The sequence below is a fragment of the Rubrobacter taiwanensis genome, assembly GCF_004337705.1.
Classification (GTDB): domain Bacteria; phylum Actinomycetota; class Rubrobacteria; order Rubrobacterales; family Rubrobacteraceae; genus Rubrobacter_C; species Rubrobacter_C taiwanensis.
Genome location: NZ_SKBU01000051.1, coordinates 1 through 10,585, shown reverse-complemented (window position 1 = coordinate 10,585; position 10,585 = coordinate 1). Strand labels below are relative to the sequence as shown.

The following is a 10,585-nucleotide window of genomic DNA, read 5'->3' as shown; positions in this document are numbered from 1 at the left end:
CGCCGGTTGCTCCGGAGCTGCACATAAGGACCGACAGGGAGGAGCCTGAGGAGAGTGCGAGGAGGGTGATCGAGAAGCTGGAGGAGCTCGGGTATCTGGAGCCCGCCGGGGTCAGGGAGTACAGCCGGGCTTGATCGAGCCCCTTCCCGTAGCCTTCGGCTTGCTGGTCGGTTTCCTGGTCGGCCTGACCGGCATGGGCGGCGGGGCTCTCATGACGCCGTTTCTAATCACGATCGGGATGCCCGCTCCGACCGCCATCGGGACGGACATGGTCTACGCCACCGTCACCAAGATCGTGGGCTCCGTTCAGCACTACCGGCAGAGTTCGGTGAATCTGGAGGTGGCGGGTTTTTTGGCTCTCGGGAGCATCCCGGCCAGCCTCTTCGGGGTGCAGACCCTGGAGTGGATCAAGCACACCTTCGACCCGGCGCGGGTGGATGCGATCATGATCACGATCATCGGCTGCGTGCTGGTGCTGGCCGGAGGCTCGCTCATCTATCGCACCCTGTTCATGAGGGTGCCGGAGCGGCGGGGCGGTTGGAGGGGCAAAGGGCGCATGAGCCTCCGGCGGCGGGGCTTCACGGTCCTCTTCGGGGCCTTCGGGGGGTATCTCGTCGGGCTCACCTCCGTCGGGTCCGGGAGCATCATGGCCATCATCCTGCTCCTGCTCTACCCGCTCGCTCCGGCCGTGGTCGTGGGCACGGATCTGGCGCACGCCACGGTGCTCTCCCTGACGACCGGGGCGGCTCACATCCTCTACGGCAACGTGGACTTCGCGATGGCCGGGATGCTCCTGCTCGGGAGCGTTCCCGGCGTGGTTCTGGGCAGCGTGGCGGCGAGCAGGGTTCCCGGCACGCCGCTCAAGATCGTCCTGGCTGGTATGATCACCTTCATCGGACTGAGGATGCTGATCGGCTAGGGAGGACTGATGGGGACTCTGGGTTACGCGGCGATGTTCGAGCAGTTCCATCCCACGGACCTGCTGCGGTGGAGCCGGATCGCGGAGGAGAACGGCTTTACCTCGGTCATGGCCTCGGATCACTTCCACCCCTGGACCCCCGAGCAGGGCCAGAGCGCGTTCGTGTGGAGCTGGCTCGGCGCTCTGGGGGCGACTACCTCTCTGCGCTTCGGCACCGGGGTCACCCCGCCCGGATTCCGCTACCACCCGGCGATCATCGCCCAGGGTGCGGCGACGCTGGAGGCGATGTATCCGGGACGGTTCTGGCTGGGCCTGGGCGCGGGCGAGGCCCTCAACGAGCACATCGTCGGCCGCTACTGGCCGGAGGCCCCGGTGCGGCTGCGCATCCTGATGGAGTCCATCGAGGTCATCAGGAAGCTGTTCACCGGCAAGAAGGTGAAGTACTCCGGCGGGCACATCCGGCTGGAGAGCGCGCGGCTCTACACGCTGCCCGAGAACCCGCCCCCGATCTACGTCGCCACCGCCGGCCCCATCCAGAGCAAGCGCACCGGCAAGTTCTGCGATGGGATCATCACCGTGGGAGCGGCAGACGAGAAGATAAGGATGCTCCTGGGGCGCTTCGAGGAGGGGGCGCGCGAGGCGGGGAAGGACCCGGCGGCGATGCCGAAGATGGTCCAGCTCCACGTCTCTTGGGCCGGGTCGCAGCGCGAGGCTGAAGAGCAGGCCGTGCGCGAGTGGCCCAACGGCGGGATGCCCTTCCCCAAGGCCGACATCCGCAACCCCGAGGACTTCCAGGCGATGGCCCGGCGGGTCACCGTCGAGGACTTCAAGAACCGGGTTCTCATAAGCGCCGATCTGGACGAACACCTGGAGCACATCCAGCACTACATAGATCTGGGCTTCGACGAGGTCTACGTCCACAACGTGGGGCGCAACCAGGAGGAGTTCATCCGGGCCTACGGGGAGCGCGTCGCCCCCGAGCTCCGCTGGCCGGAGGGGTGATATCGCTGCTCTCCTCCGCGGGGGCGGCTCCGTTATACTGACCGGAAGGTTCGTCGAGAGGAGCTGCTGTATGAACCCGGATGAGTTGCTTCGGCGCCACCGGGCGGTCATGCCCGGGTGGATCGCGCTCTACTACGAGAGGCCCATAGAGCTGGTCCGCGGGGAGGGTTTCAAGGTCTGGGACTCGGAGGGCAACGAGTACCTGGACTTCTTCGGCGGCATCGTGACAACGATCAGCGGGCACGCGGTGCCGGAGATCGTGGAGGTGGTCAGGTCGCAGGCGGAGAGGATCTTCCACTCCTCCACGCTGTACCTGATCCGCAACCAGATCCTGCTGGCCGAGAAGCTGGTGGAGCTCTCGCCCATCTCCGGCGAGAACAAGGTCTTCTTCGTCGGCAGCGGGAGCGAGGCGAACGAGGCGGCCCTGCTCTTCGCCACCACCTACCGCAACTCCGGCGAGGTCATCGCGCTCCGGGGCTCTTACCACGGCGGATCTTACGGCGCGATGAGCGTCACCGGGCAGGCCCCCTGGCGTGCCACCTCCCGCTCGGCGCTGGACGTCTCCTACGCCATCAACCCGCACCCGGCCTACGGCCCGCTCGGTCCGGAGGAGGCCGCCGGCGACGTGCGTAACCTCATCGAGACGGCTACCACCGGCCACGTCGCGGCGTTTATCGCGGAGCCGATCCAGGGCGTTGGGGGGTTTATCGAGCCGCCGCCGGGCTACTTCAGGCGGGTGAAGGAGATCCTGGACGAGACCGGCATCCTGTTTATCTCCGACGAGGTGCAGACCGCCTTCGGGCGCACCGGGGATCATTTCTGGGGCATCGAGGCCCACGGTGTGGAGCCCGACCTTATAACCATGGCGAAGGGTATCGGCAACGGGCTCGCCATGGGAGCGGTGATGGGCCGGGCCGAGATCATGGACTCCCTCTCGCCCAAGCTGCACATCTCTACCTTCGGCGGCAACCACCTCGCGACCGCCGGGGCTTTCGCCAACCTGAACTTCATCCTGGAGAACGGGCTGCAACACAACGCGCGGGAGGTCGGAGGCTACCTGAAGCGGCGGCTGGAGGGGATCGCAAACGAGCACGAGATCGTCGCCGAGGTGCGCGGCCGGGGGCTCATGCTGGGGGTCGAACTCGGGGATGCGGTGGCGGTGAACCGCGTGCTGGAGCTGTGCCGGGAGCGGGGCGTGCTCTTCGGCAAGGGTGGGCTGAGGGGGAGTGCGATCCGCATCTCGCCGCCGCTGACCGTCACCCGCGAGGCCGCGGAGGAGGCGGCCGGGGTCCTGGAGAGCGCCATAGCCGGGATCGGGGAGGGAGGCCGATGAACGTGGAGGAGGCCGTAGACTGCCGCCGGGCCGTCGAGGAGCTGCGGGAGCTCGACCGCCTGACCGGCGGCCCGGAGGGGGCTCGCCGGGTCTGCTGGACGGAGGAGTGGGCGCGGGCGCGCGAGTGGTTGCGCGGGCTGCTGGACGAGATCGAGTGCGAGGTAGAGGTGGACGAGGCCGGGAACCTCTGGGCCACCGCTCCCGGCGACTCGGAGCGAGCCGTGATCCTGGGCGGACACCTGGACTCCGTGCCGAACGGCGGCTGGCTCGACGGGTGCCTGAACATCATCGCCGCTCTGGAGTCCTTCCGGGTTCTCGCTCCGCGGCGGCGGCCCGTCACCCTGCGCCTGGTGGACTGGGCCGACGAGGAGGGGGCCCGCTTCGGGCGCAGCCTGCTCGGCTCCAGCGCCTGCGCGGGCACGCTGAACCCGGACGAGGTGCGGGGGCTCAGGGACCGGGACGGCGTTGCGCTGCCCGATGCCCTGCGCGAGCACGGGGTGGAACTGGACCGGATGAACGAGTCGCACCGGCAGCTGGAGAACGCCGCCGCCTACCTGGAGCTGCATATCGAGCAGGGACCGGTGCTCGACCGGCTGGGCCTGCCGCTCGGGGTCGTGCTCGGCACCTTCGGCGTGGAGCGGCACGCGGTGCGCTTTACGGGCCGGCACGCGCACTCCGGGGCCACGCCGATGGACGCGCGGCGCGACGCCTTCATCGCGGCGGCCCGCTCGGCCGTGGCCTTCCGGGACGATGCCGCGCGGCGGGACGACGTGCGGGCCACCACCGGGTTCGTGAACGTGCGCCCGGGAATAGTCACCGCATTCAACGGGTGGTGCGAGATGTCCCTCGACCAGCGGGCGCTCCGCGCCGACGTGCTCGCGGACATGCTGGAGGTGGCGAAGGAGAACAGCGGGAGGATAGCCGAAGAGGAGGGCTGCGAGGTGGAGTGGGAGCGGCTGTGGCGGATAGAGCCGGTCCCCTTCGACGGCGGGCTCATCGAGCTCGCGGAGGAGGCGGTGAGGGAGGTCGCCGGGACGTCGCACCGCCTGCCCTCGGGGCCGCTGCACGACGCGGCGGAGATGGCGCGCCTGATGCCGGCGGTGATGCTCTTCGTCAGGAGCCTGCGGGGGCTGAGCCACACCAAAGAAGAGGACACCCCGGTGGAGGATGTCGAGATGAGCGTGCGGGCGCTGCACCGGCTGGCGATCAAGACCATGGATTGGGTGGCCGGCCGCACCTCCTGAGGATATAAATGAGGCGGGTGGCGAACGAGGGAGGGTTGCACATGAATGACGGTCCGACCTTCGGGCTGTGGTACGACTTCCGGCAGCCGGTGCCGTTCCGGCAGAGCTACGGCAGCTTCTACGGCGAGTGCCTGGAAGAGATCGAGGAGGGAGAGCGTCTCGGGCTCTCGGGCGTCTGGCTCTCGGAGCACCACTTCGTGGACGACGGGTACCTGCCCTCGCCGCTGGTGGCGGCGGCGGCGATCGCGGCCCGTACCCGCAACATGACGATCGGCACCAACGTGCTGCTCCTGCCGATGCACCACCCGCTGCGGGTGGCCGAGGATGCTGCGGTCGTGGACCTCATCTCCGGCGGGCGGTTCGTGCTCGGGGTGGGGCTCGGGTACGTGCAGCACGAGTTCGAGGTGCTGGGCTTCAACCGGAAGCACCGGCCCTCGCTCATGGAGGAGGGGGTGGCCGTGATCCGCCAGGCATGGGAGGAGGGCCGGATCGGGTTCTCCGGCAGGCGCTGGCGCTTCGAGGATCTGCCCTTCGAGCCGCGGCCGGGGCGCAGGATCCCCATATACTTCGGCGGCTACACCGAGCCGGCCGTGGACCGGGCGGTGCGCCTCGCCGACGGTTTCATGGCCGGGGGCCGGAAGGGCGCGGCCGAGATGTACGGCCTGCTGCAGCGGAAGCTGAAGGAGCACGGCCGGGACCCGGCCACCTTCCCGCTCATCGCCTCGCAGGCCGTCTACGTGCACGAGGACCCGGAGCGGGCCTGGGCCGAGGCCGCCCCCTGCATCGCCTACCAGCGCAACCGCTACGCGGAGTGGGGCTCGGGCCGGGACGAGCCCCGGCCCGAGCCCATCGGCCCCGGCGAGGTGCCGCGCGAGCCGTACTTCGTCGGAAGTCCCGATGAGGTGGCGCGGGATCTCATAGAGCTCTACCGGCAGGCTCCCTACGAGCATCTCTGCTTCTGGGGCCGGTTGCCGGGGCTCAGCCACGAGCAGGCCCTCAACTCCATGCGGCTCTTCGTCGAGCGGGTGGCTCCGGCGGTGCGGGCCGCGGCAGGGAAGGCGTGAGCCTTACTCCGGACCAGGCCGCCTTCCTCGTCCGCCGGCGGGTGGGACGGCTGGCGACCGCCGGCGCCTCCGGAGAGCCGCACGCCGTCCCGGTCTGCTTCGCTTACGACGGTGCCGGCTCCGTCTACGTTCCGCTGGACGAGAAGCCCAAGAGCGTGCCCGCAACGCGCCTGAAGCGGGTGCGCAACATCCTGGAGAACCCGCGCGCCGCGCTCCTCGTGGACCGGTACGCCGAGGACTGGAGCCGGCTGGCGTTCGTGATGGCGCGAGGCCGCGCGGAGCTGGTAGAGCCGGGGCTCGGGGAGCACGCCGCCGCCGTCCGGCTGCTGCGCGGCAAGTACCACCAGTACGAGCGGATGCGCCTCGAGGAGCAGCCCGTGATAGCGCTCCGGGTGGAGAGGGCCGCGGCGTGGGGGGCGCTGGACGCCGCGCCGGAGGAAAGCTCGTTCCTGGATACCGCGCGCGGACGGCGCTCGGTGCGGCGGTATCTGGAGAAAGAGGTCCCGGAGGAGCTCGTGGAGCGGGTGCTGGAGGCCGCCCGCTGGGCGCCCTCGCCGCACGGCGCGCAGCCGTGGCGGTTCGCCGTTATCCGCCGGCCGGGGACCAAAGAGAGGCTGGCGGAGGCGATGGGCGCGGAGTGGCGGCGCAACCTGGAGATGGACGGACAGGAGCCGGAGGTCGTGGGGAGGCGGCTGGAGGGCTCCCGGCGGCGGCTGCTGGAGGCTCCGGTCCTGGTGCTCCTCTGCCTCTACCCGGGCGAGCTGGACCGCTACCCGGATGAGGCGCGCCAGAGGAACGAGATCGCGATGGCCATACAATCGCTGGGGGCGGCGGCGCAGAACGCGCTGCTCGCCGCCTACTCTCTGGGGCTGGACGGGGGATGGATGTGCGCGCCGCTCTTCTGCCCGGAGGCGGTGGTTGAGGCTCTGGGGCTGGGCCGGGACCTGGTCCCGCACGCGCTGCTCACGCTCGGGTACGCTGCCGGCGACCCGCCGAAGCGCCGCTCCCGGCGGCCGCTGGAAGAGCTGGTGGTCTTCCGGGACGCCTAGGGTTTGCGCGGGATCCTCGCCGCGCCTACCATGTCCCCCGAGGGAAAGGCGGGAGAGAGGGGAGTGCCTCATGCTGCGAGCTCTGGCCCGGCCCATGGTCCGGATCGTGGAGCGCTGGCTGCCGGACAGCCTGGTCTTCGCCATCATTCTGACCTTCGTGGTCGCCGCGATGAGCCTGACCCTGACCGACAGCGGACCGGTCGAGGTCTTGCGCGGCTGGGGCGACGGTTTGGCGGGGCTGCTGGAGTTTATAGCCCAGATCTCGATCGTCCTCGTGCTCGGTTACACGCTGGCGAACACCGGACCGGTCCGGCGGTTGCTGCGCCGGATTTCGCGCGTTCCCAGATCGCCGGCGGCGGCTTACGGGTTCGTTACCCTGGTCGCCGGGATAGCGTCGCTTATTTCCTGGGGCATCGGGCTCATCGTCGGGGGGATCATGGCGGTGCAGGTGGCGCAGGCCGCGCGGGAACGGGGCATCCGGCTGCACTATCCCCTGCTGGTGGCCTGTGCGTACTCCGGGTTCGTGGTCTGGCACATGGGTTACTCCGGCTCGGGGCCGCTGGCCGCCGCGACCCCCGGCAGCTTCTTCGAGGATCTGGCCCCGCTCGTCCCGGTGACGCAGACGATCCTCGCGTGGTGGAACATACTCGCCATCGTACTGGTGCTCGCGGCGGTCATAACGAGCATGGTGCTCCTGACGCCCCGCGGCGACGATCCCATCGTGGAACTCGGCGAGGGGCAGAACCCGCTCGGCGATCCTCTGGGACGGGAGACCGCAGAGGTGGCGCCCGTCGCCGACTCCCCGGAGGACGGCCGGGGAGAGGACAAGCCTGGTGAGAAGACCCTGGCGCAGCGGCTCGACGGGGCGCGGGTGATCACGCTCTCTATCGGGCTGGCGCTCGCCGCGTATCTCGCCGTGTACTTCGCCCAGGAGGGGCTGGCGCTCACGCTGGACATCGTGAACTGGTCGTTCCTGGCGGTCATCATGCTCGTCGTGGGTTCTTCGGCCCAGCTGGTGAAGATAATCTCCGAGGCCGGCAAGACGGTGGGGCAGATCCTGCTCCAGTACCCGCTCTACGCCGGCATCCTGGGCATGATGACCGCGACCGGGCTGGTGGAGGTGCTCAGCTCGTTCTTCGTCAGCATCTCCACGCCGCAGACGCTCGGTATCTTCACGATGCTCTTCGCCGGCCTGATAAACATGTTCGTACCTTCGGGCGGCGGGCAGTTCGCGGTGCAGGCCCCGATCTTCGTGGATGCCGCAGACCGGCTCGGGGTGAGCCACGAGGTGGTCATCATGGCGATAGCCTACGGAGACCAGTGGACGAACATGATCCAGCCGTTCTGGGCCATCCCGCTGCTGGCGGTAGCCGGGCTGGGCATCCGGGACATCCTGGGCTATACGACCATCACGCTGCTGGTGAGCGGGATCGTCTTCGGCGGCGTGCTGCTCTTCCTCGGTCCGGGTTAGGGATAGAGCTCGCGCAGCAGGGGGGCCGTGATCTCCTCCACGATCCGGGCCTGCCCGGGGCTCAGATCCTCCCTCCACCCCCCGGCGGCGCCCCGGCGGTAGAATTTACCCCGGCCCTTCTCCCGCTCGGGGATGTTCTCCCAGGCGTGCTTCCCGACCGCCCGGGCCAGGGTAGCTTCATCCGCCGGGAGCTCCAGCTCCCGGCAGGCGCGGCGCAGGGTGCCCAGAGTGTCCTCCTTCAGGTCTTCGTACCGGATGAGCGTCTTGCGGCCCCGGTGGGCATCGAAGGCCCGCCTGGCGCTGCCGATGCTCTGCAGGTAGGTCTCGGCCCGGATCCTGACGAACTCCTCCGGGGTCATGCCGGTGTCCTTCCAGAAAACCCGGTCGGAGCCCTCGTACATCCAGCTCCCCGCGCGGGTGGCGTCGAGGGCGGAGGCCGCCACGTCCCGCGGGTCGCGGACGAGCAGGATCATGCGGCTCTCCGGCAGCGCCTCCATGATGAGCGGTGCTCCGATGGCCCCGTCCGGCTCCTTTACCACCAGGTAGTCCTCGCGGGTCAGGAGCGGGTGCGAGTACCCGGCCCCGTCGAGGACGAAGTTGCGGATGGAGCGGAGCCAGCCGCTCCGGATCGGGTCTCCCAGGATGAAGTCCTTGGAGCCGAGCTGCCCCTGCTGGGCCCTCGCGTAAAACTCCCCGAAGAGTTGCCCGACCTTCGGCTCCTCCCAGACGCGGAAGCGGGGAAGCTCGGCCAGCATGCTGCGAAGCCAGGTGCTCCCGCTGCGGCTGGCGCAGAAGATCCAGACCAGGTTCGCCGCGTTCACCCGGTGCTCACCCCGGCCGCCGCGCAGCGCCGCCAGCTGCATGAGCGCCGCCTGCCGGTAGCCGACGAACCGGTAGTAGAGCCGGCGGGCCCGCGGGCTCCTGCGGGCGCGGGCCCGCAGCCCGCTCCTCAGGGAGCGCGCGGCGTTGCGGCCGCTCTTCATGAGCTTTTCCGGCATGCGGACATTCTACAGAGGGAGGGCGCGATCTTCTCTCTGCGGGCGGTCACGGTTCTCCCAGGATCCTCACCTCCAGCTCCAGCTCGATCCCGAGCCGCTCGTAGACCTTCTCCCTAACCAGTTCTATGAGCTTCAGAGCATCTTCGGAGGAACCGCCACCGTGGTTGACGAAGTAGTTGGCGTGGACCGGCGAGACCTCTATCTGGCCGATGCGGGTGCCCTTCAGGCCGGCGGCCTCTATCACCCTGCCGGGGAAGTCTCCCGGCGGGCGCTTGAAGGTCGAGCCGCAGCTCGGGCGGTTCGGGGAGCCCGCCATGCGCCGGGCGCGGAACTCCCGGATCATCCGCTTCGACCTCTCCGGGTCGCCCGGCTGCAGCCGGTAGGCGGCCCGCACCACGATCCAGTCCGGGTGCGCGTGCAGGAGGCTGTACCGGTAGCCGAGGTCCAGGTCAGCGTTCTGCATCCGCATCAGCTCCCCATCCCGGTAGACGTCCGCCCAGACGAGGATGTCCTTCGTCTCGCTGCCGTAGGCCCCGGCGTTCATGTAGACCGCACCTCCGGCCGTGCCGGGGATGCCGGTGGCGAACTCCATGCCGGTGAGCCCGCGGGCGGCGGTGGCGTTCGCCAGCGCCGGGTAGAGTGCGCCGGCTTCGGCCACGAGCCCGGTGCCGTCGACCTCCACGCCGCGGAAGTTGCGGGCCAGCCGGATGACGAGCCCCCGGATGCCGCCGTCCCGGATCAGGACGTTCGTGCCTCCTCCCAGGACCGTGATTGGGATAGAATGTTCTCTCGCCAGATGGATGGATTCGAGGAGCTCTCCGGTGCTCGAGGGTTCCAGAAGCGCGTCCGCCGGACCCCCGATCTTCCAGGCCGTGTACCGGCTCAGGGGTTCGTCGAAGCGGGCTTGCGGGAACAGGCGCTGTAGGGTCTTCCGGTGCATCGGGGAGAAATATAGAGTAAAAGTCGAACCGCTGCAGTGCGACGAGGAGATTTCGCACACATCTACAGGAGGAACTCTGTGAAAGCTATGGTACTGGCGGCCGGGAAGGGGACGCGGCTCTTCCCGCTCACGGGCGAGATCCCGAAGCCCCTGGCCCCGGTCGTGGACCGCCCCATAATCCAGCACATCTTCGAGCTGCTGGCGGACCATGGGGTTGCCGAGGTTCATGTCAACGTCCACTATCTGGCCGACGCACTGCTGAACGCCTACGGCGAGAGGGCCCGGATCAACGGCATGGACGTCTACCTGAGCCGCGAGGAGGAGCTGATGGGCACCGCCGGGGGCGTCAAGCGCCTCGAGGACCGCTTCGAGGAGACCTTCGTCGTCATCATGGGCGACGCCCTGACCGATGTGAACCTGAACGAGCTCGTCTCCTTTCACGAGAAGAAGGGTGCTCTCGCCACCATAGCCTTGATGCGCGTCTCGGACACCTCAGAGTACGGGGTCGTGGAGGTGGACCGGGAGGGCAACATCCTGGGCTTTCAGGAGAAGCCCGAGCCCGAAG

Annotated in this window: 10 protein-coding genes; 8 read left to right on the top strand and 2 right to left on the bottom strand. The window is 69.0% G+C overall.

Annotated elements, in window-relative coordinates:
• Positions 1 to 130 precede the first annotated feature (130 nt).
• The 7 genes from E0L93_RS15530 to E0L93_RS15500 all read left to right on the top strand — a co-directional run bounded on the left by E0L93_RS15530 (position 131) and on the right by E0L93_RS15500 (position 8,082).
• Positions 131 to 919 carry a sulfite exporter TauE/SafE family protein gene (locus tag E0L93_RS15530; RefSeq protein ID WP_132693000.1) on the top strand — a complete coding sequence of 263 codons (789 nt, stop codon included), beginning with the start codon at positions 131 to 133 and terminating at the stop codon, positions 917 to 919.
• Positions 920 to 928: 9 nt separating this feature from the next.
• Entirely contained in the window at positions 929 to 1,921 is a 993-nt protein-coding gene (locus tag E0L93_RS15525) for a TIGR03557 family F420-dependent LLM class oxidoreductase (RefSeq protein ID WP_132692999.1), read from the top strand.
• A gap of 70 nt (positions 1,922 to 1,991) precedes the next feature.
• On the top strand, positions 1,992 to 3,254 hold the full coding sequence (locus tag E0L93_RS15520; RefSeq protein WP_132692998.1) for an aspartate aminotransferase family protein: 1,263 nt from the start codon (positions 1,992 to 1,994) through the stop codon (positions 3,252 to 3,254).
• Positions 3,251 to 4,498 carry a Zn-dependent hydrolase gene (locus tag E0L93_RS15515; protein ID WP_132692997.1) on the top strand — a complete coding sequence of 416 codons (1,248 nt, stop codon included), beginning with the start codon at positions 3,251 to 3,253 and terminating at the stop codon, positions 4,496 to 4,498. Before E0L93_RS15520 ends, E0L93_RS15515 begins: the two co-directional genes overlap by 4 nt.
• 41 nt (positions 4,499 to 4,539) lie before the next feature.
• Positions 4,540 to 5,562: an LLM class flavin-dependent oxidoreductase gene (locus E0L93_RS15510; protein ID WP_165874423.1), complete on the top strand. Its 1,023-nt coding sequence runs from the start codon at positions 4,540 to 4,542 to the stop codon at positions 5,560 to 5,562.
• Complete coding sequence (locus E0L93_RS15505) at positions 5,559 to 6,611, top strand: TIGR03668 family PPOX class F420-dependent oxidoreductase (RefSeq protein ID WP_132692995.1); 1,053 nt, start codon at positions 5,559 to 5,561, stop codon at positions 6,609 to 6,611. Before E0L93_RS15510 ends, E0L93_RS15505 begins: the two co-directional genes overlap by 4 nt.
• A gap of 70 nt (positions 6,612 to 6,681) precedes the next feature.
• A complete protein-coding gene (locus E0L93_RS15500) occupies positions 6,682 to 8,082 on the top strand; it encodes a short-chain fatty acid transporter (protein WP_132692994.1) in 1,401 nt (466 codons plus the stop codon).
• On the opposite strand, the gene E0L93_RS15495 is transcribed toward E0L93_RS15500, so the two are convergent.
• Together E0L93_RS15495 and murB are read right to left on the bottom strand one after the other, a co-directional pair.
• Positions 8,079 to 9,080, bottom strand: coding sequence for a sulfotransferase (locus tag E0L93_RS15495; RefSeq protein WP_132692993.1), 1,002 nt, complete (start codon positions 9,078 to 9,080; stop codon positions 8,079 to 8,081). The genes E0L93_RS15500 and E0L93_RS15495 overlap by 4 nt on opposite strands.
• A 46-nt stretch (positions 9,081 to 9,126) precedes the next feature.
• Positions 9,127 to 10,020 (bottom strand): UDP-N-acetylmuramate dehydrogenase, encoded by an 894-nt coding sequence (murB, locus tag E0L93_RS15490; protein WP_132692992.1) that lies wholly within the window; start codon positions 10,018 to 10,020, stop codon positions 9,127 to 9,129.
• Between the two features lie 87 nt (positions 10,021 to 10,107).
• Here murB and E0L93_RS15485 point away from each other — a divergent pair.
• Positions 10,108 to 10,585, top strand: a 478-nt coding sequence (locus tag E0L93_RS15485; RefSeq protein WP_243638274.1) for a nucleotidyltransferase family protein, incomplete at its 3' end; no start/stop codon positions are given.

Coding starts and splice junctions, on each gene's coding strand:
- E0L93_RS15515 (WP_132692997.1), top strand. CDS start 3,251: ATGAACGTGGAGGAGGCCGTAGACTGCCGCCGGGCCGTCGAGGAGCTG.
- murB (WP_132692992.1), bottom strand. CDS start 10,020: ATGCACCGGAAGACCCTACAGCGCCTGTTCCCGCAAGCCCGCTTCGAC.
- E0L93_RS15510 (WP_165874423.1), top strand. CDS start 4,540: ATGAATGACGGTCCGACCTTCGGGCTGTGGTACGACTTCCGGCAGCCG.
- E0L93_RS15520 (WP_132692998.1), top strand. CDS start 1,992: ATGAACCCGGATGAGTTGCTTCGGCGCCACCGGGCGGTCATGCCCGGG.
- E0L93_RS15500 (WP_132692994.1), top strand. CDS start 6,682: ATGCTGCGAGCTCTGGCCCGGCCCATGGTCCGGATCGTGGAGCGCTGG.
- E0L93_RS15495 (WP_132692993.1), bottom strand. CDS start 9,080: ATGCCGGAAAAGCTCATGAAGAGCGGCCGCAACGCCGCGCGCTCCCTG.
- E0L93_RS15525 (WP_132692999.1), top strand. CDS start 929: ATGGGGACTCTGGGTTACGCGGCGATGTTCGAGCAGTTCCATCCCACG.